Annotated in this window: 22 protein-coding genes and 1 pseudogene; 12 read left to right on the top strand and 11 right to left on the bottom strand. The window is 73.1% G+C overall.

What is annotated here, in order from left to right; all coding sequences use genetic code 11:
* Positions 1-1,308, bottom strand: a complete 1,308-nt coding sequence (locus ABFT23_RS07165; protein WP_347893693.1) for a glycoside hydrolase domain-containing protein — start codon at positions 1,306-1,308, stop codon at positions 1-3.
* Between the two features lie 59 nt (positions 1,309-1,367).
* Positions 1,368-2,054: an NUDIX hydrolase gene (locus ABFT23_RS07160; RefSeq protein ID WP_347893691.1), complete on the bottom strand. Its 687-nt coding sequence runs from the start codon at positions 2,052-2,054 to the stop codon at positions 1,368-1,370.
* Positions 2,055-2,135: 81 nt separating this feature from the next.
* On the opposite strand from ABFT23_RS07160, the gene pnuC reads away from it, so the two are divergent.
* The gene (gene pnuC, locus ABFT23_RS07155) at positions 2,136-2,732 is read left to right on the top strand and encodes a nicotinamide riboside transporter PnuC (protein ID WP_347893690.1); all 597 of its coding nucleotides are present in this window, start codon (positions 2,136-2,138) and stop codon (positions 2,730-2,732) included.
* Positions 2,729-3,748 carry an AAA family ATPase gene (locus ABFT23_RS07150; protein WP_347893688.1) on the top strand — a complete coding sequence of 340 codons (1,020 nt, stop codon included), beginning with the start codon at positions 2,729-2,731 and terminating at the stop codon, positions 3,746-3,748. Before pnuC ends, ABFT23_RS07150 begins: the two co-directional genes overlap by 4 nt.
* 3 nt (positions 3,749-3,751) lie before the next feature.
* On the opposite strand, the gene ABFT23_RS07145 is transcribed toward ABFT23_RS07150, so the two are convergent.
* Entirely contained in the window at positions 3,752-4,366 is a 615-nt protein-coding gene (locus tag ABFT23_RS07145; protein WP_347893686.1) for a TetR/AcrR family transcriptional regulator, read from the bottom strand.
* Between the two features lie 50 nt (positions 4,367-4,416).
* Between ABFT23_RS07145 and ABFT23_RS07140 the strand changes: the two genes are divergently transcribed.
* The 3 genes and pseudogenes from ABFT23_RS07140 to ABFT23_RS07130 all read left to right on the top strand — a co-directional run.
* Positions 4,417-5,937, top strand: coding sequence for a flavin-containing monooxygenase (locus tag ABFT23_RS07140; protein ID WP_347893685.1), 1,521 nt, complete (start codon positions 4,417-4,419; stop codon positions 5,935-5,937).
* On the top strand, positions 5,934-6,776 hold the full coding sequence (locus tag ABFT23_RS07135; RefSeq protein ID WP_347893683.1) for an SDR family NAD(P)-dependent oxidoreductase: 843 nt from the start codon (positions 5,934-5,936) through the stop codon (positions 6,774-6,776). Before ABFT23_RS07140 ends, ABFT23_RS07135 begins: the two co-directional genes overlap by 4 nt.
* Before the next feature lie 36 nt (positions 6,777-6,812).
* A pseudogene (locus ABFT23_RS07130) lies at positions 6,813-7,175 on the top strand (DUF402 domain-containing protein); the annotation flags it as partial.
* Between the two features lie 52 nt (positions 7,176-7,227).
* Here ABFT23_RS07130 and ABFT23_RS07125 read toward each other — a convergent pair.
* The gene (locus ABFT23_RS07125; RefSeq protein WP_347893682.1) at positions 7,228-8,685 is read right to left on the bottom strand and encodes a threonine/serine exporter family protein; all 1,458 of its coding nucleotides are present in this window, start codon (positions 8,683-8,685) and stop codon (positions 7,228-7,230) included.
* Between the two features lie 107 nt (positions 8,686-8,792).
* Here ABFT23_RS07125 and ABFT23_RS07120 point away from each other — a divergent pair, with 107 nt between their 5' ends.
* Complete coding sequence (locus ABFT23_RS07120; RefSeq protein WP_347893680.1) at positions 8,793-9,920, top strand: glutamate--cysteine ligase; 1,128 nt, start codon at positions 8,793-8,795, stop codon at positions 9,918-9,920.
* A gap of 14 nt (positions 9,921-9,934) precedes the next feature.
* Here the strand turns inward: ABFT23_RS07120 and ABFT23_RS07115 are convergent, their stop codons facing one another.
* From ABFT23_RS07115 to ABFT23_RS07105, 3 genes are all read right to left on the bottom strand, one after another.
* Positions 9,935-11,017, bottom strand: coding sequence for a DNA polymerase IV (locus ABFT23_RS07115; RefSeq protein ID WP_347893678.1), 1,083 nt, complete (start codon positions 11,015-11,017; stop codon positions 9,935-9,937).
* A 58-nt stretch (positions 11,018-11,075) separates the two neighbouring features.
* On the bottom strand, positions 11,076-11,438 hold the full coding sequence (locus tag ABFT23_RS07110) for a hypothetical protein (protein WP_347893677.1): 363 nt from the start codon (positions 11,436-11,438) through the stop codon (positions 11,076-11,078).
* Positions 11,439-11,635: 197 nt separating this feature from the next.
* A complete protein-coding gene (locus ABFT23_RS07105; RefSeq protein ID WP_347893675.1) occupies positions 11,636-12,286 on the bottom strand; it encodes an HNH endonuclease family protein in 651 nt (216 codons plus the stop codon).
* A 216-nt stretch (positions 12,287-12,502) separates the two neighbouring features.
* Here ABFT23_RS07105 and ABFT23_RS07100 point away from each other — a divergent pair, with 216 nt between their 5' ends.
* The gene (locus ABFT23_RS07100; RefSeq protein WP_347893673.1) at positions 12,503-13,900 is read left to right on the top strand and encodes a WS/DGAT/MGAT family O-acyltransferase; all 1,398 of its coding nucleotides are present in this window, start codon (positions 12,503-12,505) and stop codon (positions 13,898-13,900) included.
* Here the strand turns inward: ABFT23_RS07100 and ABFT23_RS07095 are convergent.
* Positions 13,869-14,417 carry a hypothetical protein gene (locus ABFT23_RS07095; RefSeq protein ID WP_347893671.1) on the bottom strand — a complete coding sequence of 183 codons (549 nt, stop codon included), beginning with the start codon at positions 14,415-14,417 and terminating at the stop codon, positions 13,869-13,871. The two genes, ABFT23_RS07100 and ABFT23_RS07095, sit on opposite strands and share 32 nt — an antisense overlap.
* Positions 14,418-14,484: 67 nt before the next feature.
* On the opposite strand from ABFT23_RS07095, the gene ABFT23_RS07090 reads away from it, so the two are divergent.
* Positions 14,485-15,078 carry a TetR/AcrR family transcriptional regulator gene (locus ABFT23_RS07090; protein ID WP_347893669.1) on the top strand — a complete coding sequence of 198 codons (594 nt, stop codon included), beginning with the start codon at positions 14,485-14,487 and terminating at the stop codon, positions 15,076-15,078.
* A 32-nt stretch (positions 15,079-15,110) separates the two neighbouring features.
* Here ABFT23_RS07090 and ABFT23_RS07085 read toward each other — a convergent pair whose 3' ends face one another.
* Positions 15,111-16,271 (bottom strand): site-specific DNA-methyltransferase, encoded by a 1,161-nt coding sequence (locus ABFT23_RS07085; RefSeq protein WP_347893667.1) that lies wholly within the window; start codon positions 16,269-16,271, stop codon positions 15,111-15,113.
* Positions 16,272-16,292: 21 nt separating this feature from the next.
* On the opposite strand from ABFT23_RS07085, the gene ABFT23_RS07080 reads away from it, so the two are divergent.
* From ABFT23_RS07080 to ABFT23_RS07070, 3 genes are all read left to right on the top strand, one after another.
* Positions 16,293-17,045 carry a hypothetical protein gene (locus tag ABFT23_RS07080; protein ID WP_347893665.1) on the top strand — a complete coding sequence of 251 codons (753 nt, stop codon included), beginning with the start codon at positions 16,293-16,295 and terminating at the stop codon, positions 17,043-17,045.
* Positions 17,046-17,098: 53 nt separating this feature from the next.
* The gene (locus ABFT23_RS07075; RefSeq protein ID WP_347893663.1) at positions 17,099-18,670 is read left to right on the top strand and encodes an alpha/beta fold hydrolase; all 1,572 of its coding nucleotides are present in this window, start codon (positions 17,099-17,101) and stop codon (positions 18,668-18,670) included.
* Between the two features lie 69 nt (positions 18,671-18,739).
* Positions 18,740-20,023, top strand: coding sequence for a phosphodiester glycosidase family protein (locus ABFT23_RS07070; RefSeq protein WP_347893661.1), 1,284 nt, complete (start codon positions 18,740-18,742; stop codon positions 20,021-20,023).
* A gap of 3 nt (positions 20,024-20,026) precedes the next feature.
* Here the strand turns inward: ABFT23_RS07070 and ABFT23_RS07065 are convergent, their stop codons facing one another.
* Positions 20,027-20,581, bottom strand: a complete 555-nt coding sequence (locus ABFT23_RS07065; RefSeq protein ID WP_347893659.1) for a hypothetical protein — start codon at positions 20,579-20,581, stop codon at positions 20,027-20,029.
* Between the two features lie 57 nt (positions 20,582-20,638).
* Between ABFT23_RS07065 and ABFT23_RS07060 the strand changes: the two genes are divergently transcribed.
* Positions 20,639-21,214 (top strand): mismatch-specific DNA-glycosylase, encoded by a 576-nt coding sequence (locus ABFT23_RS07060; RefSeq protein ID WP_347893657.1) that lies wholly within the window; start codon positions 20,639-20,641, stop codon positions 21,212-21,214.
* Between the two features lie 19 nt (positions 21,215-21,233).
* Here the strand turns inward: ABFT23_RS07060 and glgC are convergent, their stop codons facing one another.
* On the bottom strand, positions 21,234-22,466 hold the full coding sequence (gene glgC / locus ABFT23_RS07055) for a glucose-1-phosphate adenylyltransferase (protein WP_347893655.1): 1,233 nt from the start codon (positions 22,464-22,466) through the stop codon (positions 21,234-21,236).
* Positions 22,467-22,494 lie beyond the last annotated feature (28 nt).

The following is a 22,494-nucleotide window of genomic DNA, read 5'->3' as shown; positions in this document are numbered from 1 at the left end:
CTAGACCCGCCCGCGCGACAGCGCCGCCCAGACGGCGGAGGTGACCACGCCGGTCGCCGGCAGTCGCAGCCTGGCCTGGTAGGCCTTCACCCAGCGCGTGGTGCCGGCCGAGAACACCCCGGTCACCTTTGCGTCCGACGCCGTGGCGACGTTGAGCGCCCGCTGCAGACGACGGACGGCGTCGCCGGCCGAGCCCTCCTTCAGCAGCGGCCGGGCACCGGCCGAGAGCAGCGTCGTCCAGGTGCGGCGGTCGACGCGGCCGGTGGCCGGCAGGCCGCGCGAGCGCTGGTGCTTGCGCACGGCGGCGGCGACCGGCTTGTCGTAGCGGCCGTCGACCGTGCCGCGATAGGCGCCGCGCTGCTTGAGCAGGCACTGCGCGGTGCGGACGGCGTCGCCGCGGCGGCCGGGGCGCAGGCCGGGGTAGTCGGCGCGGTCGAGGACGGCGCGGCCACCGCACGCGCGCTTGGCCGGCGGCGCGACCGAGCCGCCCCCGACGACCGCGTAGTTGCGGTCGATGGTCAGCGTCACGCCGCCGTAGGTCGCGGGGCGGTCGAGCACGTACTGGTGCACGCGCTGGCGGACCCAGCTCGAGCCCCGGACCTTTGCGGGGTCGAAGGCGACGTCGGCGCGGCCGTTGGCCCAGGCGAACCAGACCTGGTCGGGCATCGTGTAGGACCCGGGCGAGGCGAGGGCGGCGTAGTCGAGGGCGTGGATGCCGTCGGCGATGCTCGAGTAGACCCCCGAGCGGTAGCCGCTGCGCTTGACCTGCGCCGTCCAACCGGACAGGAAGCGGAGCGCCGAGCGGCGGCAGAGGTCGTCGGCGACGTCGAAGCCTCCTTCGAGGTCGTACCACAGCGTGCTCGCCGGGGCGATGCCCAGTGCCCGCGCCCGGCGGACGGCGGCCGCGGCCTGGGTACGGCCCTGCGTACCGGCGGCGGCGTAGGACGAGGCAGGGGCGTCGTCGATGCGGTCGGCGTAGTCGCTGCACGAGGCCTGCGGGCCGACCCAGATCGGCAGGAGCCGCCAGCCGGCCACGGACTGCCGGCGCACCCACGTGGCGTCGAGGTGGGACTGCTCGGTGCGGCACGACATCGTCGACCCACCGATGTAGATCCCCGCGCCGAGGAAGGGCGACGACGTCAGCCAGGCGTTCATCTGGGCCTGGGTCGGCGCGCACCGGGCGTCGAAGGCGTAACCGGTGAAGCCACCGGGCGTGGGCCGGGCGGCCTGGGCCGACGTCGGCCCGGCCGCGAGCAGGCCGGCGACGAGCGCGAGCAGGACGACCAGGCGGCCGGCGACGTACGACAAGAGAGCTCCCGAGGTGTGGTGCGTGCGGCGGCACCGTAACCCGGGACCGGCGCGGGGACCTACAGGCCGCTGCGGACGAGGGGGCGGTCGAGCGGCGCCGTGCCCGACTTGCGGGCCCGGAACAGCGCGGCCGGACGCCCTCTCCCGGCGGCGCGCAGCTCACCGGTCGGCACCACCCAGTCGGCCCCGGCGCGCAGCTTGCGCTGGAAGTTGCCCGGGTCGAGCGGCCGGCCCCACACCGTCTCGTACACCGCCCGGACGTCGGCGAGGGTGAACTCCTCGGCCAGGAACGCCGTGGCCAGGGCGGTGTACTCGAGCTTGCCGGCAAGCCGCTCGACGGCGTCGTCGACGATCGCGTCGTGGTCGAAGGCCAAGCCGGTCGCGCGGACGTCGTCGACGGCACGCCAGGCGGCCGCCGCCGCATCGCTGCCGGCGAGGGGGGTCACCGGCTCGGGCAGCACCGCGAGGTAGGCGACGCTCACGGTGCGCGCCCGCGGGTCGCGCCCGGGGGCGCCGTACGTGCGCAGCTGCTCGAGCACGGGCTCGTCGACGCCGGTCTCCTCCCGCAGCTCACGACGAGCGGCGGCGTCCAGGCCCTCGTCGGGGAGCACGAAGCCGCCGGGCAGGGCCGGCTCGCCGCGGAAGGGCTCGACGCCGCGTTCGACCACGAGCACCATGAGCGCGCCGTCGACGATGGTGAAGGCGACGACGTCGACGGTGACGTAGACGACCGGGTGGCTCGACATGCTCACCACCTTAGTTGTCGTCTTGACAAGAAACAATACGACGCGTTTCTTTGTCGCTACGACAAGAAAGAGGAGGTCCTCATGGACTGGACCGAGATCGCGGCCTTCGCCACCGGCGCCCTGTGCGTCTACCTCGTCGTCCGGCAGCACGTCGGCAACTTCGCCGTCGGCATGGCCAACAACGCGCTCTTCATCTGGCTGTTCGTCGGCGCGGGCCTCTACGCCGACGCCGGCCTGCAGGTCGTCTACCTCGGCCTGGCCGTCTTCGGCTGGTGGTGCTGGGTTCGGGGCGGCGAGCGGGGCACCGGCGTCGTCGTCCACCAGCCGACGGCGACGGCCCTGGTGGCGTGCGTCACCGCCGTCGCCGTCGTCACCGCGGCCCTGCAGTGGGTGCTGCTCACCTACACCGACTCGACCGTCGCCGGCTGGGACGCCGTGACCACCGCCCTCAGCCTGGTCGCGCAGTTCATGCTCTCGCGCAAGTGGATCGCCAGCTGGTGGTTCTGGATCGTCGCCGACCTGATCTACATCCCGCTCTACGCCCACAAGGGGCTCTGGCTCACCTCCGCCCTCTACGTGCTGTTCCTCGGGCTCTGCGTCGCCGGCCTCGTGCAGTGGCGCCGCGCCGAGCGCGACCTCGAGGCCCGGACGGCCACGACCGAGCCGGTGGCCGCGTGAAGCGTTTCCGCCACGGGCTCGTGCTCGGCAAGTTCTGGCCGCTGCACGCCGGGCACCAGCACCTGATCAGCGAGGCGCTGGCCGCGTGCGACCGCGTGACGGTGCAGCTGCTCGCCACCCGCGCCGAGGACGTGCCGCTCGACGTCCGGGCCGCCTGGATCCGCGAGCTGCACCCCGAGGTGCACCTCGTCGCGGCCTACGACGAGACGCCGGTCGACTTCGACGACCCGGCGATCTGGGACCGGCACATGGTCGTCGTCCGCGACCTGCTCGACGCCCCGGTCGACGCCGTGTTCACCAGCGACGACTACGGCGCCGAGCTGGCGCGGCGTCTCGACGCGACCTGGGTGGAGGTCGACCCCGGCCGCGTCGACGTCCCGGTCTCGGGCACGGCCGTGCGGGCCGACCCCGGCGCCAGCTGGGAGTTCCTCGCCCCGCCGGTCCGCGCCCACTACGCGCGCCGGGTCGTCGTCACCGGCGCCGAGTCGACGGGGTCGACGACGCTCGCGCGGGCCCTCGCCGAGCGCCTCGGGTGCCCGTGGGTGCCGGAGTTCGGTCGGCACTGGTCGCAGGTCCGCCCCGGCGGTCTCGCGGCACCGTGGCGCACGGCGGAGTTCGTGCACGTCGTCCGGGAGCAGTGCGCCCGGGAGGAGGCCACGGCGCGGGAGACGCCCGTGCGCTGGCTGGTCTGCGACACCGACGCACAGGCCACGACGCTGTGGCACGAGCGCTACGTCGGCCACCTCTCCCCCGAGGTCGCCGCCGCGGCGGCCGCGCAGGTGCGACCGTTCGCGCGCATCCTCACCGGCGACGAGATCCCGTTCGTGCAGGACGGCCTGCGCGACGGCGAGCACGTGCGGCACGCGATGCAGGAGCGGTTCCGCGAGACGCTCCGGGCCGGCGAGCAGTCGGACGGCGTCCCGTGGCTCGAGGTGACCGGCTCGGTCGGCGCCCGCCTCGAGCAGGCCCTCGCCTTCCTCGAGCGCACGGCGGCCGAGCGCGGCGGAGCCGGCTAGCGGTCAGGCGGTGGCGGCGACGAGCGCGGGCAGCGAGGTGGCCAGCAGGTGCAGGAGCTCCTCGCGCGTGACGTCGCCGGGCTCGGCGACCCAGGCGAGCACGAGGTCCTCGGCCATCGCCGCCCAGCTGCGCACGAGCAGCCGGACGACGGGGGTGTCGGGGATCAGCTCGGCCTGCGCGCCGTCACCGTCGGGCGGGCTGAAGATGCGGTCGGTGAGAGCGCCCCGCGCCTCGTCGTAGATGGCCCGCAGGGTCTCGTTGCCGCCCTGGGCACCCTTGACGAGGGAGAGGTAGCCGGCGTGGTTGCTCTCGACGTAGTCGACGTAGGCCGCCATCGAGACCGCGAGCTGCTCGAGCGGGTCGTCGATGTCGGCCTGGGGCGCGGTCTGGGCGATGAGGTCGTCGGCCGCGCGGCGCACGACGGCCTCGTGGAAGGCGTGCTTGTTGCCGAAGTAGTGGTAGAGCAGGCCCCGCGAGATGCCCGCCTCCTCGGCGAGCAGGTCGATCGACAGCTCGTCGAGCGAGCGGGTGGCGAGCAGCCGGACCCCGAGGTCGAGCAGCTGGGCGCGCCGCTCGTCGGGTGAGAGCCTGGTCCTGGAGGATGTGCCTGCGGTCACGGACCCCACTCTATTGACACTTGTTCAATAACGCCAATACCGTGGCCGGCATGACCTCAGCGATCGACCGCGCCGTCGACCACCTCGTCATCGGGGCCGGGTTCGCCGGGTTGTGCGCCGCGATCAAGCTCGACGAGGCCGGCGAGCGCGACTTCGTCGTCGTCGAGCGTGGCTCCGACGTCGGCGGCACCTGGCGCGACAACACCTACCCCGGCGCGGCTTGCGACGTGCCCAGCCAGCTCTACTCCTACTCGTTCGCGCCCAACCCCGACTGGTCGATGTCGTTCTCGCCGCAGCCGGAGATCCACGCCTACATCCAGCGCGTGGCCCGCGAGTCCGGCACCCTCGACCGCTTCGTCCTCGACACCTCCGTCGACGACGCCCGCTGGGACGCCGGGCGCCAGCGCTGGATCGTCACCACCACCGACCGCGCCGGCCACCGCACCACCTACGCCGCGCGCACCGTCATCAGCGGCGCCGGCGGACTGTCCGAGCCCAAGCTGCCCGACATCGAGGGCATCGAGTCGTTCGGCGGCGAGCTGTTCCACTCCGCGCGCTGGAACCACGACGTCGACCTCACCGGCAAGCGCGTCGCCGTCATCGGCACCGGGGCGTCGTCCATCCAGATCGTGCCGGCGATTCAGCCCCAGGTCGCCCACCTCGACGTCTACCAGCGCACCGCGCCCTGGGTGATGCCGCGTCACGACCGCCGCTACCCCGCGATCGAGAAGGCCGCCCTGCGGCACGTGCCCGGCCTGCAGAAGCTCTACCGTGAGGCGATCTACTGGGGCCGCGAGAGCTACGTGCTGCCGTTCACCCGCAAGCCCGCGATCCTCGGCCCCGTGCAGCAGCTGGCCAAGGCCAACATCCGCAAAGGCGTCTCCGACCCCACCCTCCGCGCCGCCGTCACCCCCGACTTCCGCATGGGCTGCAAGCGCATCCTCATCAGCAACGCCTACTACCCCGCGCTCGACGCCGACAACACCGATCTCGTCACCGACCCGATCGCGCGCGTCACGCCGTCCGGCATCGTCACGCGCGACGGCACCGAGCGGCCGGTCGACGTGCTGGTCGTGGCCACCGGCTTCCACACCACCGAGCTGCCGATCACCGAGCACATCGTCGGCCGCGCGGGGCACACGCTCGCCGAGCAGTTCGACGCGACGGGCATGTCGGCCTACAAGGGCACCACCGTGCCGGGCTTCCCCAACCTGTTCTTCGTCGTCGGGCCCAACACCGGGCTCGGGCACTCCTCGATGGTCTTCATGATCGAGTCCCAGGTTGCCTACATCACCGACGCGCTGCGCACCATGCGCGAGCACGACTACGCCACCGTCGAGGTCACCGAGGCCACCGAGCGCGCCTTCCACGCCGACGTCCAGCAGCGCATGCAGCCGACCGTGTGGCACACCGGCGGCTGTGCGAGCTGGTACCTCGACAAGCACGGCCACAACACCACCCTGTGGCCGCGTGCCACCTTCACGTTCCGGGCCCTGACCCGGTCGTTCGACGTGGCGGCCTACGCCGTCACCGCACCCACGCACACCACACGAGAGGTCGTCCCCGCATGAAGTCGCTGAAGGACAAGGTCGTCGTCATCACCGGTGCCGGCTCCGGCATCGGCCGGGCGCTGGCCCTCAACCTGGCCGGCCAGGGCTCCCTGCTCGCGCTGTCCGACGTCGACGACGCCGGCCTCGCCGAGACCGTCGAGCTCGTCACCCGGGCCGGGGTCGTGAAGGTGCGCAGTGACCACCTCGACGTCGCCGACCGCGACGCCTTCGCCCGCTACGCCCTCGACGTCGTCGAGGACTTCGGCCGGGTCAACGTCGTGATCAACAACGCCGGCGTCGCGCTCTCCGGCGACCTGGTCGACCTCGAGTACGCCGACATGGACTGGATCACCGGCATCAACTTCTGGGGCGTCGTCCACGGCACCAAGGAGTTCCTGCCGCACCTGATCGCCTCCGGCGACGGACACCTCGTCAACCTCTCGTCGCTGTTCGGCCTCGTCTCGATGCCGGGCCAGTCGATGTACAACGCCTCCAAGTACGCCGTGCGCGGCATGACCGAGGCCGTGCGCGAGGAGATGCTCATCGCCGGCCACCCGGTCGGCGTCACCTCCGTGCACCCCGGGGGCATCAAGACCGCCATCGCCCGCAACGCCCGCGTCTCCGCCAAGGAGGACAAGGACGCCACGGCCCGGCTGTTCGACAAGAAGCTGGCCAAGATGACGCCCGAGCGGGCCGCCGAGATCATCGTCAAGGGCATCCGTCGCAACACCCCGCGCGTGCTCGTCGGCCTCGACGCCCACGCCATCCACACCTTCGCCAAGCTCACCGGCGCCCGCTACCAGGACATCGTCGCCAAGGGCGCCGGCAAGGTGCTGCCCGACAAGGCCAAGGTCGTCTGAGGGCGCTCGCGACTGTGGCACGGTACGGGGGTGGAGATGTCCCCGGGCGAGGCCGTGCACGTCGCGATGACGAAGTGGGGCGGCCGGCCGCACTGGGAGTTCGACGCCGTCTACCTCGGCGCCGACGAGCACGGTGACTGGCTCGGCGTGCCCGCCGGCAGCCACCTGAGCCGGCCCGGCCTCGCGCTCGACACCCCGGTCGACCAGGTCGTGCTGGCCCCGCGGGAGACAGCGGACGAGGCCGGATGGGTGGCCACCTTCCACGCGCCCGGGTTCAAGGTCGCGACGTACGTCGACATCGCCTCGCCGATGCGCTGGGACGGCGCCACGTGCACCGCCGTCGACCTCGACCTCGACGTCGTGCGCCTGGCCGACGACGAGGGCGTCTACGTCGACGACGAGGACGAGTTCGCCGAGCATCAGGTGCGCTACGGCTACCCGCCCGAGGTGGTCAGCGCGGCGGAGGCGTCGTGTCGGTGGGTCCTGGCGCAGGTCCGCCAGGAGCACCCTCCGTTCGACGGCGGGTGCGCCGATCGATGGCTCGCCCGGCTCGCCGCCCGAGCAGGGTCGTAGCGCCGACGAGGCGCGGACCGACCAGCCGGTCCTCGACCCGGCGCACCTCGCGGCCGAGCGGCTGGGCGAGGTACTCGCCCAGGATCACCCCGGCAGCGATCGCCAGGGCCACCGATGCCGCGCCGATGATGGTCACGAGGCCGAGGGAGGTGTCGCGCCGACTGCCCTCGCCGAACAGCGACAGGCCCCGGTAGATCGCGATGCCGGGCAGCATCGGCACGACGCACGACACGACGACGATGAGCGGCGGCACCCGCAGCCGCTGGGCGAGGGTCCACCCGACGAGGCCGACGAAGAGGGCAGCGAACGCCACCGCCCAGGTGCGACCGAGGCCGGGCTCCTCGATGGTGCTCGAGAGCGCGACGGCGACGGCCGAGACGATGCCGATCGGCAGCAGCACCCGCCGCGGCGAGTAGGAGGCGAACGCGAAGGACGACGCCGCGATGCCGCCGCCGAGGGCGGCCATGCCGATGCCCTGGATGCCGGTGACCCCGGGGTCGACGGTCGGCAGGTCGACCCCGACCGCGCCGGCGAGGCTGAGGCCGCCGCTGACGCCGGCGATGATGCCGCAGGTCGACAGCAGCGCCTCGGTGATCCGGGCCCCGGCGGTGATGTAGAAGCCGGTGAGGGCGTCCTGGATCGCGCCCATGAACCCGACGCCGGCGAGCAGCATCACGATGTTGGCGGTGATGACGAAGGAGACGTCGAGGTCGAGCTCGAGCCACTCGTCGAGCAGCGCCGCACCGACCGCGACCAGCGTGGCCATGCCGCCGCCGGCCACCTGGGCGTAGAAGGCCGGCAGCCGTCGGCGCGCGATCCGCAGCTGCAGCCGGTCGATGAGCACGGCGGCCAGCGCGGCGAGCACGATGACGATCGGGCCGCCGCCGAGCAGGATCGCCACGCCGCCGGCCATCGCGGCCCAGCCGCCGGTGACCGCCCAGCGCGGGCGGTCGTGACCGGTCGAGGTGATCCGGCGCAGCTCGGCGCGCCCCTCGCGCAGCCCGACCCGGCCGGCGACGACGTCCTTGACGAGGTGGTCGACCCGTGTGAGGTCCTGGTAGTCGATGGCGCGCTGGGTGACCTGGCGCCGCGCCACCAGCGGCGCCTCCTCCGGCGTCGTCTGGTGGCTCATCGTCAGCTGGGTGAAGGTGATGTCGGCCTCGGCCTCGCTCGCCCCGAGGGCGCGCGCCACCGAGAGCATCGTGACCGTGACGTCGGCCGCGCCGGCACCCGACGAGAGCAGCAGCTCGCCGAGCCGCAGGCAGAAGTCGAGGGTGAGCGCGAGCCGGTTGGGCAGCGGGATCAGCTGCGTCGTGGGGAGGTCCTGCTCGCTCATCCCCCGATGGTGACCGACCACCCGGGCTGCACCCAAGGCGACACCCGGGCGACGTCGGTCACCCCTCGGGTCGGCGGCCCGTGCACGACCTGTGGAACGCTGAGGCCGTGCGGATCGACTTTCACGCATCATCCGACTACACGCTCGGCGTCGAGTGGGAGCTCGCGCTCGTCGACCGGCGCAGTCGCGACCTGCGCAACGACGCCTCGCACCTGTTCGCCCGCACCCGCACCCGGCTGCCGCACCCCGAGCGGCTGCACCAGGAGCTGCTGCGCAACACCGTGGAGCTGGTCACCGGCGTGTGCGACACCGTCGGCGAGGCCATGACCGACCTGCGGGCCACGCTCGCCCCGGTGCTCGACGCCTGCGACGACCTCGACCTCGACCTGTTCGGCGCCGGCACCCACCCCTTCGCCTCCTGGATCGGGCAGCAGCTCAGCGCCGGCCACCGCTACGAGGAGCTGATCGACCGGACCCAGTGGTGGGGCCGGCAGATGCTCATCTGGGGCGTGCACGTGCACGTCGGCATGCCGCACCGCGACCGGGTGCTGCCCGTGCTGTCCTCCCTCCTCAACTACTACCCCCACCTGCAGGCGCTGTCGGCCTCGTCGCCGATCTGGGCCGGACTCGACACGGGCTACGCCTCCAACCGGGCCCTGATGTTCCAGCAGCTGCCGACGGCCGGCCTGCCGTTCCAGTTCGAGACCTGGGCCGAGTTCGAGTCGTTCGCCCACGACCAGCTGACGACCGGGGTCATCGACGTGCTGAGCGAGATCCGGTGGGACCTCCGCCCGGCGCCCCACATCGGCACCCTCGAGAACCGGGTCTGCGACGGCGTCTCCTCGCTCGACGACCTCGCGGCCATCACGGCCCTCATGCACTGCCTCGTGGTCGACCTCGACACCCGGCTGGCCGCCGGCGAGACGCTGCCGACGATGCCGCCATGGCACGTGCAGGAGAACAAGTGGCGCTCGGCCCGCTACGGCCTCGACGCCATCGTCATCCTCGACGCCGCCTCGACCGAGCGACTCGTGACCGACGACCTCACCGACCTGCTCACCCGGCTCGAGCCGACCGCCGAGCGCCTCGGGTGCGCCGCCGAGCTCGCCTCGGTGAGCCGGCTCGTGGCGCGCGGCGCGTCGTACCAGCGTCAGCGCGAGGTCGCCACGGCCACCGACGGCGACCTGGTGGCCGTCGTCGACTCGGTCGTGCGCGAGCTGCGCGCCTCGGTCTGACGGCCCGGCGGCACCTAGCGCGGGTAGCCGCCCGTCGGCTCGACCATCTCGAGCCGGACGCCGATCAACCGCACCGGACGTCGTCGCTCGACCTTGGCCAGCAGCGCCACCGCGGTGTCGCCCAGCACGACCGGGTCGTTGGTCGGCCCGTCGGGCAGCTTGCGGCTGCGGTTGACGGTCTGGAACGCCCGGTCGCGGACCTTGAGGCCGACCCGCCAGGCCGGCCGCCCCTCGGCGTCGATGTCGGCGACGACCCGCTCGGTGATGCGGCGGACCGTGGCCTCAATCTCGGCGTCGTCGTCGAGGTCGGTCTGGAAGGTCTCCTCGCGGCCGTGGGCCCGGGCCACCCACGGCGTGGGGTCGACCGGGCTCGGGTCGACACCCCGGCCGAGGCGGTGGTACCAGGGGCCCATCGTCGGACCGATCTCGGCGGCCAGCAGCCCGACGTCGGAGGCCGCGAGCTGCTCGACGGTGTCGATGCCGAGTTCGGCCAGCCGCTGCTGGATCTTCGAGCCGACGCCCCACAGCGCGCGGGTGGGACGGTGACCCATCTCGGCGGACCACGTGGCGTCGGAGATGCGATAGACCCCGCGCGGCTTGCCGAAGTCGGTGGCGATCTTGGCCTGCAGCTTGTTGTCGCCCACGCCGACCGAGCAGTGCAGACCGGTGGCGGCCAGCACCTCGGCGCGCAGCTGGTCGGCGAACGCCATCGGGTCGTGGTCACGACTCTCGTCGAACCCGGGCCGCAGCCCGACGAACGCCTCGTCCCAGCCGAGCATCTCGACGTCGACGGGGTCGTCGTGCCACGCGGCGGCCCGCAGGGTGGCCATGACCGCGCTCGACTTCGCCTCGTAGGCCGGGAAGTCGACCGGCAGGAACACCGCGCCGGGGCACCGCTTGAGCGCCGTGCGCAGCGGCATGCCCGACCGGACGCCGTGCGCCCGCGCCTCGTAGGACGCCGTCGAGACGACCCCACGCTCGGTGGGGTCGCCCCGGCCACCGACGACGACGGGCAGGCCGGCCAGCTCGGGTCGGCGCAGCACCTCGACCGCGGCCAGGAACTGGTCGAGGTCGACGTGGAGCACCGGCACCGGCATGGCCCGATCGTGCCACCGGCCACCGACAGCCGGGATCGACAGCCGGGCTCAGCCGGGGTCAGCCGTGGGCGCGCACCCAGGCCAGGCTGCGCTGGAGGTCGCCGAGGTCGCGGTACCAGGTGCGGACCTCGACGCGGCAGCGCACGCGGTCGAGACGCGTGTCGTACTCGCCGCACTCGGCCATCGCCTCGGAGTCGGTCGGCGGGCTGATCGACGAGCCGTCGGCGTGGTGCAGGGTGAAGCCGTTGGCCGCGTCGCCCTCGACCTCGACGACGACCGGCCGCGCGGGCGCACGGTTCTCGGCCGGGCCGTCGACGACGGCGGCCAGCGCGGCCGAGGCGCCGCCGACGAGGCCGAGCAGGAGCAGCAGCGGCAGGACGGGCAGGAGCAGGGCGCGCCCGAGGTTCTTCGTGGTCGACATGGGTCCCTCCAGAGGGGTCGTGCGCCGGCGAGTTCCGGCGACGCGAGGGACGCTAGGGGCGACCACGGACGAGATCACGGCGTCCGGAGGGGGGCTGTGGAGAACTCCGTCGGGACGGCCTCCTGTGGACGGTTCCGGGACGTTTCCACAGGTCCCGTGGCCGCGCCGACGCCGGGCGCGACGCCCCCCGGGGCCGCTCAGCGAGCGCGGGTCACGGTGATGCTCCCCGAGCACCCACCGGCCAGCGACGTCATCGCCGACTTCTCGGCACTGTCGACCGACAGCCGCCAGCGCAGCTTCACCGCGACGAACTCCTTGAGGTAGCGGCACTGCTCGCGTCCGGGCACCCAGTCGGCGATGTCGCCGTCGCTCTTCGAGCGGTTTTCGGCCGCGGTGACGGCGACGAGGGACCGGGAGTCTCCGAGATCGTTGGCGTAGGCCTCGCGCTCGGCCGCCGTCCAGGACGACGCCCCGGAGTCCCAGGCCTCGGCGAGCGGCACCATGTGGTCGATGTCGAGGTCGGAGGCCGAGGTCTGCGAGACGCCGTCGTAGTAGGAGAACCACCGCCCGCCCGACAGTGAGCACGACGAGCCGACGCTCACCGGGTCGTCGGCCTCGGCGATGAGCACCTCGTCGCGGGTGTCGCAGCCGTCGCCGTCGGCGTCGACCCAGTGCTTGAAGGCGTCACGGTCGTAGCCGGTCCGGCTCTCGCTCGCCACCGGCAGGTCGGCGATGGCCGAGCTGACCGTGGAGTAGGACTCGGCGTGCGCCGGCGAGACCCCCACCCCGACGACGACGACGGAGGCGGCGAGACCGCCCAGGCAGGCATGGGCGAGGCGACGAAGCATGGCGAGGACTCCCGAGACGGACGACAGGGTGGGGTCGGACCTCCACGAGGGTGGTGCAGTCCGCAGCCGGTCACAATGCCCACCGCGAGAGTCGAGGGCTATCCCTCACGCGCGCCCGGCGGCGCGACCCGGCCGACGACGGCGCTGACGGGAGGTTGTGGACGGCGTCACACCACGCCAGGATCGCCGGGACGCGCAGCGACGAAAGGGGCTCACGTGGCCACTCCGATCGACCCGACCTCCACGGCGTTCCTGCTCGCCGAGAACCGCAGCATGCCGATGCACGTCGGCGGGCTCCAGCTGTTCAAGAAGCCCGAGGGCGCCGGTCGCGGCTACCTGCGCGAGATGTACGAGGCGATGCTCGACGTCGACGACGTCGCACCGCTGTTCCTCAAGCACCCCCACCGCTCGGTGCGCACCGGGGCGCAGCTGGTCTGGAAGCCCGACGAGCAGTTCGACATCGAGTACCACGTGCGGCACAGCGCGCTGCCCAAGCCCGGCCGCATCCGCGAGCTGTTCGACCTGCTCGGGCGCCTGCACGGCCAGCGCCTGGCGTGGGAGCGACCGCTGTGGGAGGCCCACCTCATCGAGGGCCTGCGCGACGGCCGGGTCGCGATGTACACCAAGACCCACCACGCGCTCGTCGACGGCGTCTCGGCCATGCGCTTGCTGGCCAGCGTGCTCAGCACCGACCCCGACGAGCGCGACATGCCACCGCCGTGGGGGGTGCACCCCACGCGGCGCGCGCCGTCCAGGGCCGAGAAGGCGGCGCTGTCGGAGGTGCCGCTCGCCGCGCTGCGCGGCGCGATGGGCATCACCGCCGAGGCGGCCGGCATGCCGTCGGCGCTGGTGAAGACCATCCGCAAGGGCCTGAGGAACGAGACGTCGGCGCTCTCGCTCCACGCCCCGCGCACGATCTTCAACCAGGACATCACCGGGTCGCGCCGCTTCGCCGCCGACGACTGGCCGGTCGAGCGGCTGCGGGCCATCGGCAAGGCCACCGGGACGACGATCAACGACGTCGTGATGGCGATGTGCTCCGGCGCGATGCGCACCTACCTGCTCGAGCTCGGCGCGCTGCCCGACCGGCCGCTGGTCGCGATGGTGCCCGTCGGCCTCAACGCCAAGCAGTCGCAGATCGCCTCGGCCGAGGGCGGCAACGCCGTCGGTGCCGTCATGGTGCAGATGGCGACCGACCTCGACGACCCGGCGCGCCGCCTCGGCGCGATCCACAGGTCGATGAAGGACGGCAAGGAGGCGCTGTCGTCGATGACGCCGGTGCAGATCCTGGCGATGAGCGCGATCGGCCAGGCGCCGGCGATCCTGACGCCGATCCTCAAGATGCAGGGCATCGTGCGCCCGCCCTACAACCTGATCATCAGCAACGTGCCCGGCCCGCGCACCACGCACTACTGGAACGGTGCGCAGCTGCTCGGCACCTATCCCCTGTCGATCCCGATCAACGGCATGGCGCTCAACATCACCTGCACCTCCTACGACGGCAACATGGCCTTCGGCCTGACCGGTTGCCGGCGCACGGTGCCGCACCTCCAGCGCCTGCTGACCTACCTCGACGACGAGCTCAGCGCCCTCGAGAGGGCTGCGGGTCTCTAGGACCGGCCTCCCACAGCGGCCCGGCGACCAGCCAGATCGCGACCACGATCCACAGCGGGCCGGCCGAGCGCAGCACCGCCTCGCGCTGGTCGGCGTCGGCGACGAACGAGAGCAGGCCCAGCACCACCGAGGCGATCGCCACCGCGAGCACGACCTTGAACCACTCGCGCCACAGGGCACTCCGGCGCGCCCGCGAGCCGGGCGCCGGCTTGGGGGCGGGCGGCGGACCACCGGCGAACCGGTGCGCGAACCTCACGTCGGCCCACCGGATGACGCCGTGGCCGAAGGCGAGCGAGAACCCGAGGTAGGCCGCGGCGAGCCCGTGCACCGAGGAGAACTCCGCGCCACCGTGGAGGTCGACGGCGGCCGCGACGAGCAGGACGACGTCGACCAGCGGCACGCAGGCGAGCACGACGCCGCCGAGCCGCGGACGGCGCCCGGGGTACCTCAGCAGCAGACCGGCCGCCAGCACGACCCAGAACCCGACCTCGCAGGCGACGATGACGGCCGCGATCATGACCCTCCCTTGGTAGTACAACCGTGCTTCCAAGAACAAGGTAACACAGTCGTACTACCATGACGGCATGCCGAGGCTCATCGACCACGACGCCCGCCGCGCCGAGCTGGCGGAGGCGGTCTGGCGCGTGATCACCCGCGACGGCGTGGGCCGGGTCTCCGTGCGCACCGTCGCGGCCGAGGCCGGCGTGTCGGCCGGGTCGCTGCGGCACGTGCTGCCGAGCAAGGGCCTCATGCTCGCCGCCGCGATGGACCTCGTCGTCGCCCGCACCACCGAGCGGTTCCTGGCCCACCCGCCCGGCGTGCGCACGCGCGCGGGCGCCCGCCGGATGCTTGCCGAGCTCCTGCCCCTGGACGACGAGCGCCGCCTCGAGATGCAGGTGCACCTCGCCCTCGCCGCCGAGGCCGTGGGCCACCCCGAGCTCGACGGCGTCCGAGCCGCACCCGACGACGCCGTGCGCCAGGCCTGCCGCACCGTCCTCGAGCTCGCCGACGCCGGGGGCCACCTGCACCCGGGCCTCGACCTCGGCGCCGAGACGACCCGCCTGCACGTGCTGGTCGACGGCCTCGCCCTGCACCTGCTCGGCGGCGCGCTCTCGACGCGCCAGGCCGACCGGCTGCTCGACGAGCACCTCGCCGCGCGCTGGCGCACGGCGCCCTGACCACGCCGCCACCACCGCCCCGATGAGGTCGCTCAGGCCTCCGCGAACCCGCCGCCCAGGGCGTCGTCGACGGCTCGCAGCCGGGCCCGGGTGACGTCGGCGACGCTCGCGTAGCCGAGCCGGCCGGCGTTGCAGCCTGGCCGCACGGGCGCGGCGACGTCGACCGAGAGGCAGGTGCGGGTGCCGCCGTCGGCGGCGTTGGCCAGCGCGACCGCGTGCCCGGTCGTGCCCGAGCCCGCGAAGGGGTCGAGCACGCGGCAGTCGGTGGGCATCGTGGCCAGCAGCCGCCGCACGAGCCCGGTCGGCTTGGGCGACTCGAAGACGTGCCCGACGAGCGCCTTCAGCTCGGCGACGGCGGTGTCGGTCGAGCCGACCTCGTCGGCGAGCCAGACCGTGCGCAGCTTCTTGCGACGTCCGGGCTCGAGCCAGTCCTTCTGGAACACGTCGACCCGGACGCCGCCGCGACCCCGCACCTCGCGGCACAGCAGGTCGCCCGGGCGCGCGTCGACGCGCGGGACGCTCCAGCGCCACACCGCGGGCGTGCCGTCGCCGAAGACGGGCAGCACCTCGAGCGCGCCCTCGAACGGCGCCGACCGCACCTGACCCGAGACCGGGTCGCCCCACAGCGGGTAGTGCATCGTCGGCGCGGTCACGGGGTTGAACTTCTTGTTCGTGTTGCGCAGGGGCAGGCGTCGGTAGGGCCGCGGGTCGTCGTCGTCGACGTGCGGGAAGTCGCCCGGGTCGACGGTCTCGGACGTCGACGCGTCGAGCACGCACGAGGCCGGGTCGCGGGCGTAGACCAGCAGGTACTCGTGCGACGTCGCGAAGCCGCGTCCGAGCTGGCGGCCCTTCGGGTTCAGGTTGACCACGACCTGGGCGAGGAAGCCGGGCTCGCCGAACACGTCGTCGAGCAGCAGCCGCAGGTGGGCGACCTCGCGGTCGTCGATCGAGACCGCCACGGCCCCGCGGGGCGAGAGCACGCGACGCACCTCGGCGAGCCGGGGCCGCATCATCGCCACCCAGTCGTGGTGCCCGCCGAAGGTGTCGGCGTAGGCGAAGTCGTGACCGGTGTTGTAGGGCGGGTCGAGGTAGGCCAGGTCGAACGCGCCGTCGCGCATCGACTCCAGGACGGCGAGGTTGTCGCCCTCGACGAACGTGTTGGTGACCCCTCGGTGCGGGCGGGTGCGGGTCACCCCGACATCATGGTGGACACCATGAAGAACAGGGCGAGACCGACCGAGCGCGACCGTGCCGTCTCGGTCGTCTCGCTCACGCTCACCCTGGTCGGCGTCTTCTGCTACCTCGCGCTCTCCGACGGCCAGATCGCCACGACGGTGCGCGGCTTCGTCCTCGCCGAGCAGCGCGTGCGTCCGGCGGTGGTCACCGACAGCACCGGCTCGCACCGGTTCCTGCACACCCAGCCCGGCTCGGGCGAGCCGGTCGGGTTCAACCCCTGCGCCGAGGTGCGCTACGTCGTCAACCCGGCCGGTGCGCCGTCGTCCTGGCGCACCTACGTCGACGAGGCGGTCGGCGAGGTCGAGGCCCGCACGGGGCTCGAGCTGGTCTACGACGGCCCGACCGACGACCGCGCGTTCGCCGATCGCATCGACGCCGGCGGCCGGCCGCTGCCGGTGCTCATCGGCTGGGCCGACGAGTCCGAGGTCGACCAGCTCGCCGACGCCGTGGCCGGCATCGGCGGGCCGACGATGGTCGAGCTCGGCGAGGCCCGCAGCTACGTGACCGGCTCGGTCGTGCTCGACCGCGAGACCACCGAGCGGCTCGACCGCACGCGCCACGGGCCCGAGCTGCAGGTCTCGCTGCTGATGCACGAGCTCGCCCACCTCGTCGGGCTCGACCACGTCGACGACCCGACCGAGCTCATGCACCCCGAGGGCGTGGCCCGGACGACGTTCGGGCCCGGTGACCTCGAGGGCCTGGCGGCGCTGGGCGCGATCGGCTGCGCGTGAGCCGGGCGACCGGTCCCGTGTGACCATCGGCACACTGGCTCGTTGAGCCTGGCGTGAACCTGCGCACCGCGGCCCTGTCGCTCGCCTCCCTCGTCGTCCTCGGCGCCGGGGTCCACCCCGCCCCGGCGCACGCCGCACCGCCGGTCGCGCAGCAGGAGCGCGCCGGCGTCACGATCACGAACGGGTGCCTCGGCAGCGTGCCCGAGCCGGGCTCACGGACGCCGGTCGAGATCTGCTACACGATCTTCAAGCCGGCCGGCGCGGCCGCCCGCCCGGGCCGGCGGGTGCCGATGCTGATGCACAGCCACGGCTGGGGCGGCTCGCGCGCCACGACGGCGTCGGCCGTGCAGGAGTACCTCGACGCCGGCTACGGCGTCCTGTCGTTCGACCAGCGTGGGTTCGGCGAGTCCGGCGGGCAGGCCCACGTGATGAGCCCGAGCCGCGAGGGCGCCGACGTCCGCAGGCTGGTGAACCTCATCGCCCGGCTGCCCTGGGTGGTCAAGGACGGTCGGCGCGACCCCCGCCTCGGCGCGGCGGGCGGCAGCTACGGCGGCGGCTACCAGTTCCTGGGCGCCTTCGAGCTCCTGCGCCACCGCGGCAAGCCGGTCTTCGACGCGATCGCCCCGGAGATCACCTGGAACTCGCTGAAGGGCTCGCTGGCCCCCGACGACGTGGTGCGCACCGAGTGGGCGCTCGCGCTGTCGGCGGCGGCACTGCCGACCGACGCGCTGCCGACGACCGTCTACCAGGGCCTCCTCGAGGGCGTCGCGACCGGCAGCTGGCCCGACGGCACCGGTCCGACCGGGCGCAACCTCGACACGTTCTTCGCCCACAACGGTCCGGAATGGCAGGTCTCGCAGGGCCGCCGGCTCGACATCCCCGTGCTGTTCGGGCAGGGCACCACCGACGGCCTCTTCCCGCTCGAGCAGGGCCTGACCAACTGGCGCACCGCCATCACGAGGAAGGCCCGCCGGCACAGCATCTTCGTCGGCTACAACGGCGGGCACGTGCTGCCCCAGCTGCTCCCCGCCGGCATCGACGTCACCTCCGACCCGTGCAGCAAGCGGCTCGCCGGCGGCGACTTCCGGCGACTGTCGATCCGCTTCTTCGACGAGCAGCTGAAGGACAGGCGCACCGGGTTGCGGGGCTACGGCCGCATCCACCTGGCCACGCCGGCCTCCCGGTGCACGACCGTCGACTCGGTCGCCGCGACGAGGGCGGTGCCGATCGGCCGCCCGGTCGTCAGCACGACGGCGCTCGGTGCCCCCCTGCCCTACGAGGTCGCCGCCGGACCCCTGCGCATCGCCGGCACCCCCTACGTCACCGCGAAGGTCACGGCCGCGGGCCTCGACAGCCGGGCGTTCTACGGCCTCGCCGTCGGCCGGACGCCGCTCGACGCGCGCCTCGTGCAGAACAACGTGCTGCCGCTGCGCGAGCGCCGACCGGTCTCCGGCGCCGCCCGCCGCATCGCCCTGCCGTCGGTGGCGGTCGACGTCCCGCGGGGCCAGCACCTGTACCTGCTGGTCTCGCCGATCAGCGACACGTTCGTCGGCATGGGCTCGCGCGTGCCCGGCGTCGTCTCCCTCGCGAACCCCGTCGTGCACCTGCCCGTCGTCCGCCGGTGATCGGCCCACCGCGACGACGGAGATGCCGAAACATGGACCTCATGCGTCACATCTCTTTACTCTAGGTCCGTGCGTCCCCTCCCCTCCGTCGTCCTTACCGGTGCGCTCGCGCTCACCGCTGCCGCCCTCGCCGTGCCTGCGGGCGCCGACGACGCCCGTCCCGGCGCCGACCGCGCGCCGGTCGGCGTGCACGCCGCAGCGGACCGCCCCGACGGTCGCGTGCTCGGCACCCGCCTGCCCCAGACCAGCGACGGCGTCGTCGGCCCTGCGGCCCACGACGTCCCGGCGGCGAGGCGGGGGACGACGTCCACGGCCCCCCAGCGACGCGCCGCCGCTCGACAGGTCGCGCCCGGCGTGACGGTGCAGACCTGGAACGAGGCGACCTCGCGCGGACCGATCCGGGCCCACCTGACGACGATCAAGTGGCGCACGCCGGGCCTCAGCCTCGACTACGCCAACGCCGGCAAGGTCGGCGCCACGGCCACCCTGGGCGCCATGATCAGGCGTGAGGGGGCCACCACCGTGGCCGGCGTGAACGGCGACTTCTTCGACATCGGCCGTACCGGGGCCCCGCTCGGCCTCGGCCGCGACCGCGAGCGCGGCCTGCTGCACGGCCCGCGCGACGGTTGGAACGCGGCCTTCTCGATCGACAAGGCCGGCAACCCCGACATCGGCTCGCGGGCCACGTTCGCCTCGGTCGTGCAGTACCCCGGCGTCACGATCACCAACTTCAACAGCCCCACGGTGCGCCCCAACGGCGTCGGCGTCTACCGGCCCTCGTGGGGCCGCGCGTCGGGTACGCGGTGGACCGACGGCCAGACCACCAACGTGCGCGTGGTGCAGATCGTCCAGGGTCGCGTGACGTCCAACGGCACGCGAGTGCCCACGCAGGGCTTCAAGGGCATCCTGCTCGTGGGTCGCGGCACCGGCGCCAAGCAGCTGGCCGCGATGAAGCGCGGCACGAAGGCCAAGGTCACCTGGAACGTGCAGGCCTACCCGCGCATGGCGATCACCGGCAACAAGACGCTCCTCGAGGACGGCGTGATGACCGTCGTCGACGACCGCGAGATGCACCCGCGCACCGCCATCGGCATCGACCGCGACACCCAGTCGCTGCTGCTGCTCGTCGTCGACGGCCGGCAGTCGTTCAGCCGCGGCTACACGATGGTCGAGCTGGCCGAGAAGATGATCGACCTCGGCGCGGAGGAGGCGCTCAACCTCGACGGCGGCGGCTCGAGCACGATGATGTCGCGCGTGCTGAGCGGCGCCGGCTACGCGGTGGTCAACTCACCCTCCGACGGGCGCCAGCGCTCGGTCGCCAACGCGATCGTGGTCAAGTACCGCAAGCCGTAGCGGTCAGCCGACGGCGACCACCGCGACCGTGGTCACCGGGGCGAAGCAGTTGGGCAGGGGCTTGGCGACCTTCTCCGGCGTGATCGTCACGACCCCGTCGACCCGGGTGACGGTGACGCCGGGCGGCACGTCGCACCCGACCGCGACCACGGCGGCGTACAGCTCGCCCTCGGCCCGGCTCGTGCTGATGCTCTGCTCGATGGTCTCGCGGAAGGTCGCGTCGCTCAGCTGGCTCAGCAGCTCGGCCGGGCCCTCGCCGGCTCCCGGCCCGACCGGGGTCGCCTCGAGCTCGGTCCGGCCTCCGGCGGCGGTGGCCGACTCGATCGCCACGACCGTGTAGTCGCCGCCGTCGGGTGCGCCCGGCGTGATCGGCGGCGACCTCGTCGGCAGGTCCGTCGCGGGCTCGGACGGCGTCGACGAGGTCGGCTCCGACGTCGCCGGCTCGGACGACTCGCTCACGGCATCCGTCGCGTCGTCGGCGGCCTCGTCGGCGTCCTGCCCGCAGCCGACGAGCAGCACCGGCAGGAGCAGGAGGGCGGGGACCAGGAGTCGTCGCATGGTGGTTCGACGCTACTGCGGCGCCGGTCGTTCCGTGCGGCACGACAGACTGGGGCCGTGGGATTCACCAGGGCCGAGCTCGAGACGTTCCGCGACGCCGTCGTCCCCGACCTGCTCCCCGGCCCCGGCCGGCCGCTGCGCCTGTTGTTCGTCGGCATCAACCCCGGGCTCTGGACGGCGGCCACCAGCACCCACTTCGCCCACCCCGGCAACCGCTTCTACCCGGCCCTGCTGCTGGCCGGCATCGTCGAGCGGCGCATCGACCCGGCCGCGGGCATGACCGACGCCGACCGCGAGCACCTCCGCGCCCGCGGGATCGGCATCACCAACGTGGTGCCCCGCGCCACGGCCAGGGCCTCCGAGCTGAGCGACGACGAGCTGCGCGCGGGCGGGGCCGGGCTCGCTGCCCTCGTCGAGCGCGCCCGGCCGTCGGTGGTCGCGATCGCCGGCATCACCGCCTACCGGACGGCGTTCGGGCAGCGTCGGGCGACCACGGGCCGTCAGCCCGACGACTGGGGCACCAGCCAGGTCTGGGTGGTGCCGAACCCGAGCGGGCTCAACGCCCACGAGACCGTCGAGACCCTCGCGGCGGCGTACGCCGAGCCGGCCCGCGCCGCCGGCGTGCTCACCTAGACGACCGAGCCCCGGGGGGTCAGAACTGCTGGTCCTTGCCGAGCACGGTCAGCCCGTCCTCGACGACGAACCCGCGCGCCCGGTCGGCGTCGAGGTCGACGCCGATCTCGGCGCCGTCGGGCACGACGACGTTCTTGTCGAGGATCGCGTTGCGGACGACGGCTCCCGCGCCGATGCGGACGCCGTTCATCAGCACCGCTCCCTCGACGGTGGCCCCGGGTGCGACCCGCACCGACGGCGAGAGCACCGAGCGCAGCACGGTGGCGCCGCTGACCACGACACCCGGCGACAGCACGGCGTCGTCGACGGTGGCCGGAGCGCCGTCGCCGGCACCGACCTTGGCCGGCGGCTGCGGGCCGTAGGAGGTGTAGATGGGCCAGTCGAAGTTGTAGAGGTTGAAGATCGGCAGCGGGCTGACGACGTCCATGTGGGCGGCGTAGTAGGAGCCGAGCGTGCCGACGTCGCGCCAGTAGTCCTTGTCGCGCTCGATCGAGCCCGGCACGACGTTGTCACGGTAGTCGTAGACGGCCGCCTGGTCGCGGCGCACGAAGGCGGGCACGATGTCGCCGCCCATGTCGTGCTTCGAGCCGTCGGTGGTGGCGTCGCGGGTGACGGCCTCGACGAGGGCGTCGGCGTCGAAGACGTAGTTGCCCATCGAGGCGAGCACCTCGTCGGGGCTGTCGGGCAGGCCGACGGCGTCGGTCGGCTTCTCGAGGAACTCCCGGATGCGGCGCGGGTCGTCGGCGGGGACGTCGATGACGCCGAACTGGTCGGCCTCGGCGAGCGGCTGCCGGATGGCGGCGACCGTGCACGCGGCGCCGCTCTCGACGTGCTGGGCGACCATCTGCGAGAAGTCCATGCGGTAGACGTGGTCGGCGCCGACCACCACGACGATGTCAGGCTTCTCGTCCTTGATCAGGTTGAGCGACTGGAAGATCGCGTCGGCGCTGCCGAGGTACCAGCGCTTGCCGAGTCGCTGCTGGGCCGGCACGGGCGTGACGTAGTTGCCGAGCATCGTCGACATCCGCCAGGTCTGGCTGATGTGGCGGTCGAGGCTGTGCGACTTGTACTGCGTCAGCACGACCACCTTGAGGTAGCCGGAGTTGACGACGTTGGAGAGCGCGAAGTCGATCAGGCGGTAGATGCCGCCGAACGGCACGGCCGGCTTGGCCCGGTCGGCGGTCAGCGGCATCAGGCGCTTGCCCTCCCCACCGGCGAGGACGATGGCCAGGACCTTCTTGCGGGCACTCATGGGGTCAACCTAGTGGGACGGGCGTGGT

Origin of the sequence: Nocardioides secundeburneus (assembly GCF_039939255.1) — a bacterium.
GTDB lineage: Bacteria > Actinomycetota > Actinomycetes > Propionibacteriales > Nocardioidaceae > Nocardioides.
The sequence above is the reverse complement of the archived record's forward strand: the minus strand, read 5'-3'. Positions and strand labels throughout refer to the sequence as shown.

Bases quoted from the DNA above. Each gene is read 5' to 3' on its own strand.
- ABFT23_RS07160 (WP_347893691.1), bottom strand. From the start codon at position 2,054: ATGTCGAGCCACCCGGTCGTCTACGTCACCGTCGACGTCGTCGCCTTC.
- pnuC (WP_347893690.1), top strand. From the start codon at position 2,136: ATGGACTGGACCGAGATCGCGGCCTTCGCCACCGGCGCCCTGTGCGTC.
- ABFT23_RS07140 (WP_347893685.1), top strand. From the start codon at position 4,417: ATGACCTCAGCGATCGACCGCGCCGTCGACCACCTCGTCATCGGGGCC.
- ABFT23_RS07135 (WP_347893683.1), top strand. From the start codon at position 5,934: ATGAAGTCGCTGAAGGACAAGGTCGTCGTCATCACCGGTGCCGGCTCC.
- ABFT23_RS07125 (WP_347893682.1), bottom strand. From the start codon at position 8,685: ATGAGCGAGCAGGACCTCCCCACGACGCAGCTGATCCCGCTGCCCAAC.
- ABFT23_RS07115 (WP_347893678.1), bottom strand. From the start codon at position 11,017: ATGCCGGTGCCGGTGCTCCACGTCGACCTCGACCAGTTCCTGGCCGCG.
- ABFT23_RS07110 (WP_347893677.1), bottom strand. From the start codon at position 11,438: ATGTCGACCACGAAGAACCTCGGGCGCGCCCTGCTCCTGCCCGTCCTG.
- ABFT23_RS07105 (WP_347893675.1), bottom strand. From the start codon at position 12,286: ATGCTTCGTCGCCTCGCCCATGCCTGCCTGGGCGGTCTCGCCGCCTCC.
- ABFT23_RS07095 (WP_347893671.1), bottom strand. From the start codon at position 14,417: ATGATCGCGGCCGTCATCGTCGCCTGCGAGGTCGGGTTCTGGGTCGTG.
- ABFT23_RS07090 (WP_347893669.1), top strand. From the start codon at position 14,485: ATGCCGAGGCTCATCGACCACGACGCCCGCCGCGCCGAGCTGGCGGAG.
- ABFT23_RS07080 (WP_347893665.1), top strand. From the start codon at position 16,293: ATGAAGAACAGGGCGAGACCGACCGAGCGCGACCGTGCCGTCTCGGTC.
- ABFT23_RS07065 (WP_347893659.1), bottom strand. From the start codon at position 20,581: ATGCGACGACTCCTGGTCCCCGCCCTCCTGCTCCTGCCGGTGCTGCTC.
- glgC (WP_347893655.1), bottom strand. From the start codon at position 22,466: ATGAGTGCCCGCAAGAAGGTCCTGGCCATCGTCCTCGCCGGTGGGGAG.